Source organism: Enterococcus sp. AZ095a (assembly GCF_050546735.1).
GTDB lineage: Bacteria > Bacillota > Bacilli > Lactobacillales > Enterococcaceae > Enterococcus_D > Enterococcus_D entomosocium.
In genome coordinates this window covers 3381340-3399087 of record NZ_CP172953.1, presented here as the reverse complement: position 1 = coordinate 3399087, position 17748 = coordinate 3381340, and the positions used below count along the sequence as shown (strand labels likewise).

12 protein-coding genes are annotated in these 17748 nt (G+C 36.6%); 11 read left to right on the top strand and 1 reads right to left on the bottom strand.

Going from position 1 to position 17748, the window contains the following annotated elements; all coding sequences use genetic code 11:
- The first annotated feature begins 106 nt into the window (after positions 1–106).
- The 7 genes from IGJ26_RS15705 (at position 107) to IGJ26_RS15675 (ending at position 9739) form a co-directional block, all read left to right on the top strand.
- Complete coding sequence (locus IGJ26_RS15705; protein WP_430599727.1) at positions 107–1498, top strand: hypothetical protein; 1392 nt, start codon at positions 107–109, stop codon at positions 1496–1498.
- 269 nt (positions 1499–1767) lie between these two features.
- Positions 1768–2619 carry a helix-turn-helix domain-containing protein gene (locus IGJ26_RS15700; RefSeq protein ID WP_139960577.1) on the top strand — a complete coding sequence of 284 codons (852 nt, stop codon included), beginning with the start codon at positions 1768–1770 and terminating at the stop codon, positions 2617–2619.
- A gap of 555 nt (positions 2620–3174) precedes the next feature.
- Positions 3175–3789 carry a hypothetical protein gene (locus IGJ26_RS15695; protein WP_008381639.1) on the top strand — a complete coding sequence of 205 codons (615 nt, stop codon included), beginning with the start codon at positions 3175–3177 and terminating at the stop codon, positions 3787–3789.
- A gap of 1322 nt (positions 3790–5111) precedes the next feature.
- On the top strand, positions 5112–6140 hold the full coding sequence (locus IGJ26_RS15690; RefSeq protein WP_086298853.1) for a DUF916 and DUF3324 domain-containing protein: 1029 nt from the start codon (positions 5112–5114) through the stop codon (positions 6138–6140).
- 137 nt (positions 6141–6277) lie between these two features.
- Positions 6278–7024 (top strand): WxL domain-containing protein, encoded by a 747-nt coding sequence (locus IGJ26_RS15685; protein WP_016612620.1) that lies wholly within the window; start codon positions 6278–6280, stop codon positions 7022–7024.
- 52 nt (positions 7025–7076) lie between these two features.
- Positions 7077–9449: a WxL domain-containing protein gene (locus tag IGJ26_RS15680; RefSeq protein WP_223347137.1), complete on the top strand. Its 2373-nt coding sequence runs from the start codon at positions 7077–7079 to the stop codon at positions 9447–9449.
- Positions 9446–9739 carry an LPXTG cell wall anchor domain-containing protein gene (locus tag IGJ26_RS15675; RefSeq protein ID WP_016612618.1) on the top strand — a complete coding sequence of 98 codons (294 nt, stop codon included), beginning with the start codon at positions 9446–9448 and terminating at the stop codon, positions 9737–9739. Before IGJ26_RS15680 ends, IGJ26_RS15675 begins: the two co-directional genes overlap by 4 nt.
- A gap of 292 nt (positions 9740–10031) precedes the next feature.
- Here the strand turns inward: IGJ26_RS15675 and IGJ26_RS15670 are convergent, their stop codons facing one another.
- Positions 10032–10748, bottom strand: coding sequence for a MerR family transcriptional regulator (locus IGJ26_RS15670; protein ID WP_086372438.1), 717 nt, complete (start codon positions 10746–10748; stop codon positions 10032–10034).
- A 761-nt stretch (positions 10749–11509) separates the two neighbouring features.
- Between IGJ26_RS15670 and IGJ26_RS15665 the strand changes: the two genes are divergently transcribed.
- From IGJ26_RS15665 to IGJ26_RS15650, 4 genes are all read left to right on the top strand, one after another.
- On the top strand, positions 11510–11863 hold the full coding sequence (locus tag IGJ26_RS15665; RefSeq protein ID WP_008381652.1) for a DUF7006 family protein: 354 nt from the start codon (positions 11510–11512) through the stop codon (positions 11861–11863).
- A 109-nt stretch (positions 11864–11972) separates the two neighbouring features.
- Positions 11973–12137, top strand: coding sequence for an N-acetylmuramoyl-L-alanine amidase (locus IGJ26_RS15660; RefSeq protein WP_223347136.1), 165 nt, complete (start codon positions 11973–11975; stop codon positions 12135–12137).
- Positions 12138–12371: 234 nt separating this feature from the next.
- Positions 12372–15665 carry a MucBP domain-containing protein gene (locus IGJ26_RS15655; RefSeq protein ID WP_430599726.1) on the top strand — a complete coding sequence of 1098 codons (3294 nt, stop codon included), beginning with the start codon at positions 12372–12374 and terminating at the stop codon, positions 15663–15665.
- 594 nt (positions 15666–16259) lie between these two features.
- Positions 16260–17447: an AI-2E family transporter gene (locus IGJ26_RS15650; protein ID WP_034872249.1), complete on the top strand. Its 1188-nt coding sequence runs from the start codon at positions 16260–16262 to the stop codon at positions 17445–17447.
- Positions 17448–17748 lie beyond the last annotated feature (301 nt).

Here is a 17748-nt window from a genome sequence, read left to right as displayed (position 1 = left end):
AGTTTCAGAAAATTAGGAATGAATTTAAAAATGTTTTCGGTTGTGTTTTTTATCACAATGATGCTCAGCTGAAACATTTATTTAGAAATTTATAGGAGAGTAAATAATGAAAAAGAGAGTTATAACTACTACTTTAACTGCGGGATTTATTCTAGTGTTTGCAGCGGAAGCTCATGCGGATACAATCAATGGTCATCATGTTACACGTTTAAGTGAAAGCCGAGCAGTTGATGATAAGGGAGATAGATGGTCTAAGGACGGCAATGTCTGGTTCAATGATGAAACAAGAGAATACGGCAAGATCGTCTCCGATTCATTAGAATCAATACAAGGCTCATCATATTACCCTGAACTAAAGGAACCTGACTCAGACAAACCGAACGAATTAGTTCAAATACAAGTACAAGATGAAGGAACATCGGTACACCAACAAATGTTAACAACAGTAGGTACCACAGAATCTAAATCAAACCAAACAAATGAATCAACAGTAGAAAGTCAAACGGGAATGACTGTTGGAGCAACTGTAGAACAACCAACAACAACAGATCCGACATTAGGAACAACAACGATTAAAAAAGGAGCCGTACCAACCACAACAGAAGCAACACAGCCCGAAGAAGATACAAGAATGGCTGGTACCACAAAGACAAGATCAAACCAAACAAATGAATCAACAATAGAAAGTCAAACGGGAATGACTGTTGGAGCAACTGTAGAACAACCAACAACAAAAGATCCGACATTAGGAACGACAACGATCACAAAAGAAGCTGTACCAACCACAACAGAAGCAACACAGCCCGAAGAAGATACAAGAATGGCTGGTACCACAAAGACAAGATCAAACCAAACAAATGAATCAACAATAGAAAGTCAAACGGGAATGACCGTTGAAGCAACTGTAGAACAACCAACAACAACAGATCCGACATTAGGAACGACAACGATCACAAAAGAAGCTGTACCAACCACAACAGAAGCAACACAGCCCGAAGAAGATACAAGAATGGCTGGTACCACAAAGACAAGATCAAACCAAACAAATGAATCAACAATAGAAAGTCAAACGGGAATGACCGTTGAAGCAACTGTAGAACAACCAACAACAAAAGATCCGACATTAGGAACGACAACGATTAAAAAAGGAGCCGTACCAACCACAACAGAAGCAACAAAGTCCGAAGAAGATACAAGGATAGCCGAAACTAGTGGAAAAGGATCGAACCGAACAAATGGATCAACATCAAAAGAAAAGACAAAAACGGATGTTGTAGCGAAACCTGTTAGGTTTTTAAGTTCAGCTAAAAAAAGCGTTCCCATGAGAGCTATCAAAAAAGACACTGCTTTTTCTAATATTTTATCTAAAAACAACGGTCATACTTTCCCAAAGACTGGTGAAAGTACGCTATTTTCCAATATTTTACAAGCTGTAGGTTTTTTAGTTATAAGTGTCCTAGGTGTAGTTAGCATAAGAGTGAAGAAAACAAAGAACTAATCAATTTAATTAATTGATTTGGATAATAATTTTCTCCAAACGTCATCTGCCGGGTACGCAGAAACTGTATAGAAATCAAAATAGGCAAAGACTGAAGCTATTGTGATCAGTCTTTGTCTAGATTCTCAGTGAAAGCATAATCTTTAGGTGCCATAGAACATCAAAAATAGAAAAGGAGAATAATTTATGAAATGGTTTTTTATGATATGCACTTTAGTATTACTCAGTTTTATTTAGAAATGTATCACGTTTTTAGAGAGGGATAATGCATGTTTGGAGAAACGATTAGAGAAATACGGCTAAAAAAAGGATTTAGTCAAAAAGAAGTCTATAGAAATATTATCTCAAAATCATATGCGATTGAATTTGAGAAAGGGAAACATAATATATCTTCTGATGTCCTTATTAAGATATTAGAAAACTTGTCTATGGATATTAGCGAGTTCTTGTTTATTGCCAATGGCTATAAATTAAATGAACAAAATCATTACACTTCTCATTACGCCAACCTATCTAATAAGCAAGACATAAAAGGATTAGCGTTACTTTTAAAAGAACTAGAAAGAAAATCAGGACAAATAAATGCGATCAGAGTGGCTGAGGTACGCTCGAGAATAAGAATTTTACAGCATTTAGAAGTTTATGGAGTATACAATACCGCTGTCGTTTTAGAAGAAGATAAGCAACTGATTTTGTCCTATTTAATGGGGATTGAAAGCTGGACGCTTCAAGAAATACATTTATTTGCCAATACACTAGATTTTTTAGATCACGAATTTATATTTATCTTTTTTAAAAGAGTTTCTAAACTGCTGGAGTATTATATTCAATTTGAGAAAGGCAGAGAAGTATATTGTGGTCTCCTGATTAATATTATTGAATATACATTTGTAAAAAATCAGTATGAGTTTGCAGAAGTTTTACTTACCCAATTGGGGTTGTTATCCACCAGTTTCCAAGACTTTTTTTCGAGAACGCTGTACAAATTTTTTGAAGGATTACTGATTATGAGGACAGTCAATGAGGAGCAGGGAAGAACAATGGCAACAAGAATGCTAGACATCATGGTTGAACTTGATCAAGCACCTTTATCAAAAATGTTCTCGTTATTGTTGGAGTAACATGCTGATTCCAGTGTATTAAATCTATGTTGAAGTTAGAAGCTACTAAATATAATGTTTAAGACAGCGCCATGCAAGGTGACTCATAGATAGGCGCTTTGTGTAAATATAGTTCAAAAAGTATAGGGGATTACAGAAGCAAAGGTTCAAAAAACTAAAACGTTTTTGAACTCTTTTTTTTATTGCTTATTTTCATAGGTTTATAAAAGGAAAGTGGAATTCAGCAAATCTGGAAAGTCCGAAATACCAGACCAAAATGATTCGAACAAACGAGGTTTGATAAACTATACATTGTGCTTAATGTCACAATAGTGTTCCGGCAGAACTGGTTTTCTGATGATTTACTTTGTAATCAAATCTAGGACATTGACATTGGCCATTTTTCAATTATGGATGGGATGGAGTCGATTTGTAACTGAGTTTATTTTCGTTGCTTTTCAACAAAGGGTAATGAGAGAGTGAGTAGCGACTATCATCGTCTAAGTTAGCAAACAATATAAAAAACTATCGAAAGATAGAAGTATAAATAATTAAAATGAGAGAGGGAAGAAGAGTATGAGAGAAAGAAGGAAACAAACAAGAATCGGAAGGTATATTGAAGAGCATAAGAAAGGGTGTGTCCTAGCTCTTGCTGCACTGGGAATGATCTTTTCATTTAGTGTGGGCGCCTATGCAGCGATTGCAACGACGTTTCATTTTTTGGGGACAAAAGATGATTCCATAAGAATTGCACAAGTTTTAAGCGCTTTGGGGATAGAGATTAAAGGTCAAAAAGCCCAAATAGCACAACTAGTCCAAGAAAAAGCGGAAGCTGAAGCAGCAAAAGCAAAAGCGGAAAGTGATTTACAAGCGGCCAATGAAACAATCGAAAACGTGCAAGCCCAAAATAGTGAAGCTTCTGCTGCTGTAAGTGGTGCGAACGCCAATGTTAATAAGGTAGCGCAATATGCAAAAGATTTAGAATCTGCAAATACGAAGCTAAAAGATTATGCGAACGCAGTTGCTGCGGACGCCGGTTTAAGCGATAGCTCCATAGACGTCGATAATACCAATGATGCGTTGAGTCAAGTGGACAGTGAACTGCAAGCCGCAATTAGTAAAGCTAATGACAGCAATGGAAGTAAGGAAAAAGCGCAACAAGCTGTCGATGAAGCAAACAAAGCAAAATAGCATAGAATCTCTAAGATAGATTCGGTTTTCCCTGCAATAGTCGTGCTGCTTGAATAATTTTTTGAGTGTATAATAGAAAAACGAGTGAACATACGCTTATATTTTAGGAGCAATGTTTCCTTTCGCTGGGAACTATTTATAAAGAAAGGTATCTAGAAAATGAATCCTCTCTAGATACCTTTTTTATGTACTTAAGTAGGAAGATCGTTTTTTATGGTAGATTCAATCAAAATTGTTAAGGAAATTCTCTTGTATCAATAATCATTTTTTACAAAATTAAAGAATTTACACCTTAGAGATTTTGGCAGTTCAAGGCTACTCGTTTATTTTCTGAACGAGTAGCTTATTTTTGTATCTATAGAATCAGATACAACTCATTATTCACTTAAAAATCAGATTTGTGAGTATTAGAACAGCTCATCAAAAGTGAACAGAAACTTAAAAGGTTTTGATCCTTTTTAGTTACTTATTTCATAACTCCTTAAGTAATTCAATAACTAGATCAAAAAGGTATTATTTCAGAGAACAGTAGAGTATACTCCATGGATTTTTTGCCGAATGAAATATACAAATCATTATTGGCAGCTAAATATGTTGCGCAAAAATAAATTTCGGATAATGGAATGTGCATTATGAAACTATTAAAAGAGTGTTCAGAAAATGACTAGTTTCTGGACCCTCTTTTTTTATGACAATTGAAGCACGTAGCTTTCGTTTTGTGTCTATTGATATACAAAATATTGTTCATTTAAAAAGAAAGTTTATAGAAATAGAGACACTTTAATTGTTGCGGAAAGAACATATGTAACAATACGTAACTACCGTTGCGTATTTTGTATTGTTTTTTGAACAAAATTCAACAAACGTAATGAAAGATGGGATTATCATTCAACCTATCGGTAAATCAAAAAGCTCCTCTAGAAAAAAAGTGGCGAGCGCTCAGATTATTTTTGACGGATTGCTAGAAGTTGATATTGAAAGCAATCAGAAAGTACATTGTACGTGTTAAGAGAGAAGGATTCTATAGAGCTGAGTTTATTAAATCAATTGTTCAATATATTTCAAGTGGGAAAGGAAATAATAAGACTGTTGATTATTATAAATGCTAATTTATAAAAATTAAGAAAGATCATTTTAATTTATTTTCCGGAAAACGCCTAATAAATCAGCATTTACAAGTCTGTTTTTGAATTTTTTTTTATTTTGTAGTTTTTTTTTGAAAAAAAGGCATTGACCTTAAACCTGGTTTAACCCGTATATTAATTTGTGAATTAAATATTTAATAATGAACTATCTCACTTTTATGAAATGAGGAAATTATATTGAAAACAAAGAAAGAACGAAAGAAACACGCAATCCGATGGATTCTATTTACGGTAATCCTAAGTCTTGGTTTTTTTTATCAAACAGGCTATGCAGATGAGGTGAATAATTTTTCGATTCAAACGTTAGATGAGGATGGAAATGTAAATGCGCAAGGCTATTACCATTTCGACGGTCAGCCGGGAGAAAAACGTGAAGTTTCTATTAGGATTTATAATGCGTCTGATGTAGCAATTACGGTAAAAGCTGCGGTGAATCCCGCTTCCACCAATGAAAATGGTATCCCTGGTTATTTGGCAGAAGACACGTACGATGATTCATTAACGCATCGAATGGATCAATTGGTCAAGATTGACGAAGCAAAACGTACGATTCCAGCGTTAGGTTTTGTCACCATGAAAGTAGTAGTTTTATTCCCAGAAGAAGACTGGGCGGGAGACATTCTCGGAGGGATTCGGTTTATGGAAGAAGTTAAAAATATAAGCGAACAAACAGTAGTTCATGAAGTTGCGTACACCGTTGGTATTTTGTTAAACAAAAAAGACGGGGAAACAGTTGAAAATGACTTGCATTTAAAAGACATTACAACAGGACAAAGAAATTATCGAAACTTTATTGAAGCTAACATTCAAAATAGTGCAGCATCGATTGTTCGCAATATGAGTGTTGAATCTACTGTGACTGAAAAAGGGGGGAAAGCAGCGATTTATACGTACGATGTCTACGATCTTCGCATGGCGCCCAATTCTAATTTTAATTTTGGTATACCAACGGGGGAACGACCCATAAAGGCTGGGGACTATGTTCTTAAAATGAGGGTAAAAGCAGATGGGAAGGAGTATCATTTTGAAGAAAATTTCACGATTGCCGCGTCAGAAGCCCGCCAGTTAAACCAAAGTGCAGTGAATATTGATGAGAGGACGCCTTATCTATCTTATCTGATTTTAGGGGGAATTGGACTTCTTATTCTCCTGATTATTGGCAGATGGATTAGAATTAATGGGAGAAAGAAGGCTGAATCGCTCTAAAAAAATGCTGGTTTATAGTGTTCATCCAGCTGAAACCGGAAGGGGAAAAATACTAAATCAATTGAGAATAAAGGAGAATAAGAAAGCAACACGTACGAACAAAACAAAGAAAAAACAAAAAAATTGGAGGATGAACAATGAAGAAAACAACAATCACAATAGCAGCAGCACTTTTAGCGGGAAGTATGGGACTAGGTACATTAATTAGTCAGGCAGCAGAAGTAGAGTATGAGGATGCGACGAACGCAAGGACAGAGGGAACGGTGATTATTTTAGAAAATGATTCATCTAATCCGGTGATTCCAGATCCAGAAAATCCAGGAGAAGAAGTAGATCCTGAAGTACCAGTTAACCCCCACCCAGGCCGACTAAGAATTAATTATGTTTCAAACTTTGATTTTGGTAAGATTCCGAATATTTCAAGTGAAATCGTTCAAGAGGCACGATTGGACCATATATTTTCTGGTACATCAGAAGAAGGACGGGTACCATTTGTCGCAACAGAAGATCGTCGTGGGAGTGATCGATTAGGCTGGGAGCTGCAAGTTTCACAGCCTAAACAATTGAGTGATGCAAGCGGACATGAGCTGCAAGGAGCAACGATCACCTTGAGTGGTCTGCGTTATGTGAATCCCACATCAGCTACGCCCATTGCGAATCAAAACGAGATTGTATTAGGAGAAGCCGCACAAACTTTGGCAACCGCCAATGCTTCACAGGGTGCCGGTGCATGGACACTAGCTCTGGGGAATGCGAATGCAGAAGGACAGACTGATGGCGTTGTCTTACGTATTCCAGCCAATACCACAAAAAATGATACGGCTTACTCAACTGCACTAGTTTGGGAGTTGGTCGCGGATCCAACAAACGCATCTGGAGAATAAGGGGATGTCCCCTATTCTCCAGTACAGAAACCAAAGAGAAAGGGATAGTCCAATGAAAAAAGTCTTACTTGTTTTTGTGTTGAGCCTAGTTCTATCAACTCATTTTTTATTTCCCGCGATCGTTGTGGCCACTGTGATCGAAGAGTCTACGAGTGAATCTGATTACGAAGAAGAGATCCAAGAAACTAGTAATAATCAGGAGCAGCAGGGAGAAGAATCGGAGACAGAATCAGATGGATCCTCTGATCAAACAAGTGCAAAAAATCTGGAAGAGTCATCAATTGAAGATACTGTCGAGGGAGTTATTGAAGATCAATTGCAAAGAAATCAAAGATTAACTAGCATTGTCACTAGCACAATAAGTGATTGGCACATAGATGAACCAATTCTAATCGCTACTATTAATATGGAACTTACGACTGCGTTTAACGGAGTGAATCCCGGAGCGTACAATGTGGCACGTGTTTATGGAATCAGTAATCAGTTTTCAAGATTTAGTGTTCGAGCGGTTGATGCGCATGGAAATGATATCAGTGCTGCCTTTTTTACGGACATTAGGTCTGATTATGTAGATTTTCGAACGAGAGCAGATAGTTCTCCAGGAAATGGTTGGATTACTCTTGAAATTTTTGGTTTTGTTAATAAACATGCGCCTGTAGATATTATCTTTGACGGTTTAGGAGGATATTTCGATTTTGGGGAACTTACTTTCGGAATATTTGTCGTAAATATGCGTGGCGATACGGTTAGAAGAGAACCGGATGTGACATCCAGTACACGTTTAATGGCCTTGGGGGGAATACTCAATGTAACTCATATTGATGAGTCTGGAAAGGAGATAGGTGATGCTGAGTCAAATCTTGGGATGCCAGGGGCGGAATATACAACAGAGGCTTTAAATTTGGACGAATTTTATCTTCTAGAAATCAGAGGTGAAGCTTCTGGAAACTATATTTTAGGAAGAGTCATCGAAGTGACCTATGTTTATGCGAAGAGTGCATTGACAGCAGAAGTTGTGCCTCAAACAATTGATTTAGGTGGTCGATTGACGGAAAGTCAGCTTACCCAGGCCATAACCAATGTTTCGCTTAATGGAGGCTTGTTATCAAGTGATGAGTATACCCTTAATATAAATAAATCTCCAGATACGAGTATTGTCGGAACAACAACCAGTGCTTCTGTAGTATTAAACCATAACAGAACTAGTCAACAATTAATACTCGAGATACCAATTACAGTTACTTTCGGAAACGCCATAAGATTCAGTGGGTTTAATGACTATAGTGCTGGGATCTACACTTGGCATTCCGACATTGGAATTATCACTGCTCGAAGAGGAACGACAAGCACGACAGGAAATGTACACAACAATTTTTCTGGTATTTATTATAACTTTAGCATACATGATTTAGGTGATAACACGCGGCGTGTCATAGGCACTGATACGTTGACCTATTCGTATGATGTAAGAGGAACTCAAACGATTGCTTCAGCTGTTTCTGACTTTGGGAACGGTTTTGGGGAGACAAATGCTAAAGTTGGCGATATTGTCGAAGTCTATCATCGTGAACCTACACGACTCAGAAAATATGACGCCCCCCATTCTGAATCTGAAAGAGTAAATAGCTTGAATAATCGTGCATATTTTGAATTGACAAGTAATGGATACAGCCTATTGACATTTGATCGAGCACACCCAAATCCTACCACTATTCAGTTAGGAATGTCTGAAAAAGAATTGGAGGCAAACATATCAAAATATTTAGATCTTTCTGACACCAGTCATGTCTCGATTAGCGGTTTTCAAGAATATCCCGATACATCCAAAATCGGACAAGTAGTCGGAATTATTCGTGTTGAAGAACGTTTGAGTACTGGGAAATTTATTCTACGTGATTATGAAGTGCCTTTTACGGTTGAACCAGGTCGGTTGGAGCTGGCTAATGTAACGAATGGAAATTTTAATTTTGGAATCATTGAGCAATCAAGCCGCCATCAAGAGGTAGCGGCCAAGGGTGAACACGCACCAACCATTACGATTGATGATTACAGCAATACTACGCAATGGTCCATTTTTGTTTCTGCTAGTCCATTTGTGAATTCAGAAAAGCAAGTGTTGACTGGGGCAACGATGATACTCAAAGATTTAAGTGTCCAAGAAACGGTCCATACGGGGTTAACGGTTCCGTCAAAAGACATTGTATTGAGCCACACTCCGAAGTTAGTTGGGGCAATGAGCAATCCCAATGAATTATATGAAGGAGAACACGGTACAACAGAGATTCAAATTGGGGAAGTAATGAATGGATCTTTGACAGGCGTTCAATTGAGATTGCCGGCGAATACGCCAGTGGATGATGGGACGTATCGCTCAGTGATCACTTGGGAACTAGTGGGTGATCCTACGTTGGGAGGAAGCGAATGAAGAAAATACTAATCGTACTCTTTTTCAGTATAATTTCTCTTTATATGAATTATTCAAATTCTTTGCCAAGCGTAGAAGCATCTACTTATGAGAATCAAGCGGGGGTACAATTTTATCAGAGAGAAGAGACAGTAAGTTCTGAACAAAATGAATTAGATAGTCAACCATCAGAAATAGATATTCAGAAGAGTCTGCCACAAACAGGAGGAGTAATTTCTTCAATGAGCTTTTTGGGAGGCAGCGTAATCTTAATAGTTTGGTTAATAAAAAAGAAAGAAAAGACAAGTTGATTTTTTTCGGTACTATATGTTTTGGTGTTTAACAATATGAAAAAATATAATAGAAACATATAGTACCTTAATATCTTAATAATAAGCAATTAAAGTAACGTAGTAGTTTTAACATCATTTTATAAAGGAATATCTTGATAATCGAGAAATAATAGATTGCAAAAGTGTAGTGTTTAGGAAATCATTCCTACGATAAATAATACTACATACATGATGAAACTTTGGGAATGATTACTTAGAAAATGTTCATTTTAATCCCTCTGCTTTGATTGTTTTCATAGATAATGATCAGTTACAGAAGCCAAAAAAAGTAGTAGTCAATAGGCCGATTATTTTCTAAACCTCCGACGATGTACTGTGCGACTACACTGGAGTAATCGGCAGAATCTTGTATATCATCCAATAACTGATTCAAGTTATTTTCACTATAGTCGTATCTATCAACAGTTAACGCCCCACCAAAGTATATTTCACTTGATTCCGCAAGGAGATCTTTAGGAATAGTGTTATTGGGAATGTCTATAATGCCAATTTCTTCTGTTATGGTATCAAAATGATCTCCAGTAAATAATAATAAAAAATTTGTTGGATTATTTAATAAAGAAGAAATGTGTTCTTTTTTGTAAAGATCAAGAGGTTCAAATTTCGAAAAAGGAAACTCTAGATTTAGGTTTTTCTCTCCGTTTAAACAATGATTGATATGAGCAATATCCTTTATTCTTGTATTAAGTACTTTTGATACAGCATTTAATTGTTTGATCCAGTTGTCAACGGTAATAAGAGTATTGTTTAATATTTGGTTTCTTTGATCCAAATCACCATTTAAATGAAGGGTTAGATCGGTAATGGGAATTTCTAAGTTTCTAAAAAAAGTAATATCAACTAACTGTAATATAGAATGAGCATCAAAATATCTGTAGTTATTCTCTTCGTCTCTACTCAACGAAATTAGTTGTTTTTTTTCCCAAAACCGTATAGTTGAAGGTTCAATATTGAATAGATTAGCAATTTCCGTTATCGTTCTTTTTTTATTTGAGATAACAATTCCTCCTCTTTTTTGTAACTTATAGAGATATATAAGTAGTAGAACACATCATCTTAGACTTTGAAATTTGATTAAAGTAATCTTAACTTTCTAAAATACTATAAACAAATAGACCATATTCTTCAACTCTATTTAAAAGAATAGTAATGCATTATTTTAATTCTATCAACTAATCAGTCAGGACATTATGAAAGTAAAAACGCAATTCTTCTATTTTGTATAAATCACCAACTGTTGATTTTGAAGGTTTAAAAAATCAACAAATTCGTATTTTGAAATAAAGCGAAGGGTAGTATTAATGAGGTATAGATTCAAGGGGAATTAATAAGCTGTAGTAGGAAATGAATAAAGAAACTCATTTTCTATAAAAAAAGCATTGTCATTGAATTGAGCTTTCTTACCTAAGGATAAATAAAAATTTACAAATACTTAAAGGTTCTTCCAATCCACTTAGATTATAGATCTTATAGTACTTGGCATTTGGATAACGAGTGAAATATCAGTTATTTATTAAGAGGACGATTGCTTTTTAAAAACTAGACCTCAAACCAACTTTAATGTGTATAGTTCAGCGCAACAAACAACTTGCGTTTTTCTTTTAATTTTCGAATAGGTCATTGTTCACCTGTAAAGGAAGCATCTTCTTTCAGAGGCTTTCATCTAGGGAAAAACAATAAATGAAACCGGCTTATAGTATTGATTTCATTTTGGAAAGGACGAAAATTATGATCGAAATCAGTAATCTATCTGAATATATCAAAGAATTTCAATTTGAAGAAAAGCAGTTAAAAGCACATCCGTTGATAAAAAATTATATTGAAAATCAAGTTCAAAAATTAAAAGAATTGATAGAAGCATTAACGTCCGCGAATTTTTGGATTGATATTCCAATAATTATGGGAATAGATTCTAAGTTAGTATTATTACGAGAACTCATTATCACTATTGAAGATTTTGATTTTTCAGACGAAGAAGTGTTAAAAATAGTAGAACAAGATTATCCATACTACAATAAAGAATTATGTGGATATAAATTGAATGATGTAACTAGCCATTCACTAATTTTTAAAATAAAGTGATCTGAAAAAAGAATCAAGGAAAAGTAGTCTTTTATAATATATTTTGAAGTCAGGTATGGAATCCTATGAAGACGTAATAAAATTTCTAACCGAACGATAGAGGACAGACGTGAAAAATTGCGAGAAGCTAAACGTGCTTATTGAATCCTATGCACTTACCAACTATGACACGGGAAAAGCAGAATTGGTCAAAGGTAATGCAGAAATGATCTATCTTATCATGAATCTGGGCATCTCTTCGACGTTTGGTCCACATCGGGAAGACTTTCACTAACTATCATTTAACAAAGATAGAAACTTTCATTCTTTAAATTTTGTTCTGGGGTTGTTAAAAAACAAAGAGGAACTATTATTACATAATACCAAGTATCTTATAAAAATAATGATTATTTTTGGTTGAAGGAACTCTGTCCTTGCTTGAAAAGTATTTACTATAGAATACATTATTACTACAATAGATGAGATATAAAAATAGGTGGTTAAAAAAATACCACGATGGAGTTGGCAGATGAAAAAGAAAATTTTTTCCTACATATCTTTGGCAAGTTTAATAGTACCTTCTTTTTTTGTTCCCATTGTGAATGTTCGATCAGATGAGCAACAAGAAAGTGTAGCACAAGCAACTAATGAAGAATCTGAAAATATGAGTAATTCGATTACAACGCTGGATTCTTCAACAACGCAAAGTGAATCTTCTGATACTTCGACAGAAGATAATAATGAATCCACGGAAGAAACAACAACGCAAAGCTCTTCTAACAACGCAAAATATTCTGGCGAAGATCAGGGGAATAGCCAAGTTGAAAATGAGACGACAAGTCAAAGTTCTGCAAATCCATCTGAGGTCGCAGTAAATAATGATCAAGAAGATTTTGCAGCTTGGCTTCCGGATCCAGCACTACAATCCGTAGTTGCTAAATCTTTAGGTATAGATGTGTCCGAAATCACGAAGGAACAGATGAGCAAACTTCAGACTCTCTATATCTACGCTGCAGATTCCGCTATTGCTGATTTGACAGGCTTGGAATATGCAACAAATCTATCATCATTTTATATGAGCGGCCAAAATCAGGTTACTGACTTTTCCGTTCTCACTTCGTTAAATAACTTAGTTTATGTATATTTGATGGGTGCTAATGTAACGGATGATAATGTACCAAACTTTGGTGCCAATTTAACTAGATTAAATCTTAGTTCCGCAAATGTAACCGATGCTGTATTTTCAAAAATAGTTAATATGAAAGGACTAGAGTCGCTAAGTTTCGAGTCCAATATGAATATTACGACAATTGCACCTCTGGTTGCATTACCAAATCTAACAGAATTAAGAATACAGTTCTGTGGCGTGACAGATTTTACTGTGATAAATGAGTTTCCCAAATTATCAAACTTAGCTGCTTATGGCCAAAACACAGGAAGAAATGATGCGATTACTTCATTATCTGCAAAAGAGTTAAATTACGATCCCGATAATCAATCATTTTTTGTTCCATTTTCCATTATGCCTAATCGTTTAACAAATTTTGATGGATATCAGCCTCCTTTTACAAAATCGAATAGTACTAGTCAGACGTACTTTGATTTGAATGGTGTACAGGTACCCTCCTCAAGATTAAGTATTACAGAAGATGGGATTACTGTATCTGGGGTTACTCAAAGTGAATTTGAAAGTATCGAAACAATGGAGTATAACGCACGACTGAATAATCCTGCCGGATCCTATGCTCAACCAGATGGATATAGTTTTTACGCCATTTCTTCAGGAACCTATTTGCACCAATTTTCGATCAATCATCAAGAAGCCGCTGCAGATGTTACGGTGAGTTATATTGATACTGAAGGGAATGAATTGAAGCCTTCTCAAAAAATTAGCGGTAATATTGGTGAATCTTTTGATGCAACAACGCCAGAGTATAAGTTAGAAATAGACGGGTATACTATAAAAGAAGTTCAAGGTAATCCGACGGGAACCTTCAGTGATACAGCGCAAGAAGTGGTGTACGTATATGAACGCAGCGATGCAGCACCAGTCACGGTGAAATATCAAGATTCCGAAGGGAATCAGTTGGCAGACCCAACGGTATTAAGCGGAAAAGTAGGGTTACCATATACAATCGAAGCCAAAGAGATCCCAGGGTGGTATGTAGTAGAAACCCCAGATAATGCTTCAGGCACCTTCAGTGACACAGCGCAAGAAGTGGTGTACGTATATGAACGCAGCGATGCAGCACCAGTCACAGTGAAATATCAAGATTCCGAAGGGAATCAGTTGGCAGACCCAACGGTATTAAGCGGAAAAGTAGGGTTACCATATACAAGCGAAGCCAAAGAAATCCCAGGGTGGTATGTAGTAGAAACCCCAGATAATGCTTCCGGCACCTTCAGTGATACAGCGCAAGAAGTGGTGTACGTATATGAACGCAGCGATGCAGCACCAGTCACGGTGAAATATCAAGATTCCGAAGGGAATCAGTTGGCAGACCCAACGGTATTAAGCGGAAAAGTAGGGTTACCATACACAAGTGAAGCCAAAGAGATCCCTAGTTGGTACGTGGTAGAAACCCCAGATAATGCTTCAGGCACCTTCAGTGATACAGGGCAAGAAGTGGTGTACGTATATGAACGCAGCGATGCAGCACCAGTCACGGTGAAATATCAAGATTCCGAAGGGAATCAGTTGGCAGATCCAACGGTATTAAGCGGAAAAGTAGGGTTACCATATACAAGCGAAGCCAAAGAGATCCCAGGGTGGTATGTAGTAGAAACCCCAGATAATGCTTCCGGCACCTTCAGTGACACAGGGCAAGAAGTGGTGTACGTATATGAACGCAGCGATGCAGCACCAGTCACAGTGAAATATCAAGATTCCGAAGGAAATCAGTTGGCAGACCCAACGGTATTAAGCGGAAAAGTAGGGTTACCATATACAAGCGAAGCCAAAGAGATCTCAGGGTGGTATGTAGCACAAACACCGACAAATACTTCAGGCACGTTTAGCGACACAGGGCAAGAAGTGGTGTACGTATATGAACGCAGCGATGCAGCACCAGTCACGGTGAAATATCAAGATTCCGAAGGGAATCAGTTGGCAGACCCAACGGTATTAAGCGGAAAAGTAGGGTTACCATATACAAGCGAAGCCAAAGAGATCCCAGGGTGGTATGTAGCACAAACACCGACAAATACTTCAGGCACCTTCAGTGACACAGCGCAAGAAGTGGTGTACGTATATGAACGCAGCGATGCAGCACCAGTCACGGTGAAATATCAAGATTCCGAAGGGAATCAGTTGGCAGACCCAACGGTATTAAGCGGAAAAGTAGGGTTACCATATACAAGCGAAGCCAAAGAAATCCCAGGGTGGTATGTAGTAGAAACCCCAGATAATGCTTCCGGCACCTTCAGTGATACAGGGCAAGAAGTGGTGTACGTGTACGAACGCAGCGATGCAGCACCAGTCACGGTGAAATATCAAGATTCCGAAGGGAATCAGTTGGCAGACCCAACGGTATTAAGCGGAAAAGTAGGGTTACCATATACAAGCGAAGCCAAAGAGATCCCAGGGTGGTATGTAGTAGAAACCCCAGATAATGCTTCAGGCACCTTCAGTGATACAGGACAAGAAGTGGTGTACGTATATAACACTAAAGCGCATAATCCTAAGAACAATGGTAATTCAAATAATCATTTACCAAAAACTGGACAACAGATTAAAGGACAACTGATTTTAAGTAGTGTCGGAGCTTTGTTAGTCACACTCGTATTTGTAGCAATTAAAAAACGTAAAAGAAGTAATCGATAAGAGGAAGAAAGAGTGTTCAGAAAATGATCGTTTCTGGACACTCTTTTTGAATCAAATTTCTAATAATACTATTCGATATTGTGTATAGAAACCTACAATGAAATCTATGTCTAGATAAAATAGGAGTCGCTAAATATAAGAATAATTCATTTAAGGAATTGCAAACTTTAAAGTTCTTGATTCATTAATGTTTCACCTGTTTTTCATTTTTGATTAGGCTCTTTTTATTATGTTCATTTAAGCTAACGGTATAATTTTTTTGGAGGCTGATTTTTCATTGATAATTAAAATTTATTTATTGTGAATGATTATAAAAAGTTCTGAAAATACTAAAATAATAAAGGGAGTTTGTCAAATAATATAGAGAAGATAGCTCATTAATCAATCTGAAAAACACCTCTAGGCTAGAGATATAGCTTAGAGGTATTTTTATGACTAATTATGGTAAGATTATTAAATAAAAGTTGTCTTCATTTCAAATCGCATCGAATCCTCAAGTGGGGGAGATTAGTGAATGAAAAGGTCCATTTGGGGTGAGCTAATCTTTACAAGAAAAGAAGATTGATTTAGATAATGAAAGAACGGGGAGAAGAAATGAAAAAGAAACATAAAGTGATACAAATGTTGGGTGGGGCTACACTCTTATACATCTTAGCGGTCCTGTTTATAGGTGGCGCAACACTATTGCTGTTCAAAAATCTTACCTTTTTGATTGAGCCAGTAGTTAAAGTATTTCAGGTGGTTCTTCCTCCGTTAACTATGACGCTCGTTTTATATTTTGTACTTAAACCAGTTGTAAAGTTTTTGGTAGGGCTAGGACTTTCAAAAGTACTGAGTATTATTATTACATTATGCACACTTACTGCTGCCTTCATCTTGTCAACTGCCCTCGCACTGCCGTTACTTATCCAACAATTTGAACGATTGATCGAAAACTTCCCAAATTATTTGATTGAAGCTGAACGAGTAATAGAAACTTTTATACAAAATACTAGATATGAACAAGCATATCATGAGGGACTCGAGGTTCTGGCGAATTGGATAAATCAAGTTTCTAATAATGTGGGCGTATATCTGGGCAATATTATTTTCGGTGCTTCACAAGTGTTTTCAACGATTACCCATGTCCTATTGTTGTTATTGACAGTGCCGATCATCACGTTCTTTTTATTGAAAAATGACCGTCAATTTGTAGAGTATTCTTTAGGTATCTTCCCCCCTAGATTACGTCATGAAGTCAAAGAAATCATTCGGACAATGGAAAATCAGGTGGGCGCCTATCTAAAGGGCCAACTAGTCGTTTGTGTGATCATAGGAACATTGACTTTTATTGGCTTCTTAATTATCGACATGCCTTTTTCTGGAAGCTTAGCATTTCTTGTTGGCGCAACAGCTATCGTTCCTTATATCGGACCGGTTGTCGCCTTTTTCCCTTGTGCAATCATTGCAATCATGACGTCTCCTACGATGTTCATTCAGTTGTGCATTGTCTGGATCGTTGTTCAATTATTAAATGGGGAGCTGATCGAACCTCAGGTCATGGGAAAACATATGGTGATCCATCCAGTAACAATTATTTTTGTGCTATGGATAATGGGTGAACTTTTCGGCATGTTTGGGTTGATTTTCGGTATACCACTTTATGCAATCGTGAAAGTGTTAGTGGTGTTTGGGTTTCGAAAATTTAAGCAGCGATACAATCGCATATATGCGGAAGATGTTCCTTATGAAGAAACTGAATTTAGTTTAGAATCATACACTAAGAAAAGCAGCCATGGTTAACGAGGGAAACCTGTTGAACAAATGAATTCAAGTACGCATGTCCTGCTCAAATTGATCGTTTGAGTTAAATCATTTGCTTTGATAGTGAAAGAAAGAATTTTAATACATAGAGTGCTTGGAAATATCTATTTTCTGAGTACTCTATTTTTAGTTTGGGCCGATGAATTTCCGATAATTAAGTTTTCCAGTGTCAGAAATTCATTGGATCATGACTCCTTTTTAGCCATTCCAATAACTTGTCGTTTTTCTACGAAAGAGGCTGCTTGACTAAGCAGGAATCAACGCACAACAATGATAAGCG

Bases quoted from the DNA above. Each gene is read 5' to 3' on its own strand.
- IGJ26_RS15705 (WP_430599727.1), top strand. From the start codon at position 107: ATGAAAAAGAGAGTTATAACTACTACTTTAACTGCGGGATTTATTCTA.
- IGJ26_RS15700 (WP_139960577.1), top strand. From the start codon at position 1,768: ATGTTTGGAGAAACGATTAGAGAAATACGGCTAAAAAAAGGATTTAGT.
- IGJ26_RS15695 (WP_008381639.1), top strand. From the start codon at position 3,175: ATGAGAGAAAGAAGGAAACAAACAAGAATCGGAAGGTATATTGAAGAG.
- IGJ26_RS15685 (WP_016612620.1), top strand. From the start codon at position 6,278: ATGAAGAAAACAACAATCACAATAGCAGCAGCACTTTTAGCGGGAAGT.
- IGJ26_RS15680 (WP_223347137.1), top strand. From the start codon at position 7,077: ATGAAAAAAGTCTTACTTGTTTTTGTGTTGAGCCTAGTTCTATCAACT.
- IGJ26_RS15675 (WP_016612618.1), top strand. From the start codon at position 9,446: ATGAAGAAAATACTAATCGTACTCTTTTTCAGTATAATTTCTCTTTAT.
- IGJ26_RS15665 (WP_008381652.1), top strand. From the start codon at position 11,510: ATGATCGAAATCAGTAATCTATCTGAATATATCAAAGAATTTCAATTT.
- IGJ26_RS15655 (WP_430599726.1), top strand. From the start codon at position 12,372: ATGAAAAAGAAAATTTTTTCCTACATATCTTTGGCAAGTTTAATAGTA.
- IGJ26_RS15650 (WP_034872249.1), top strand. From the start codon at position 16,260: ATGAAAAAGAAACATAAAGTGATACAAATGTTGGGTGGGGCTACACTC.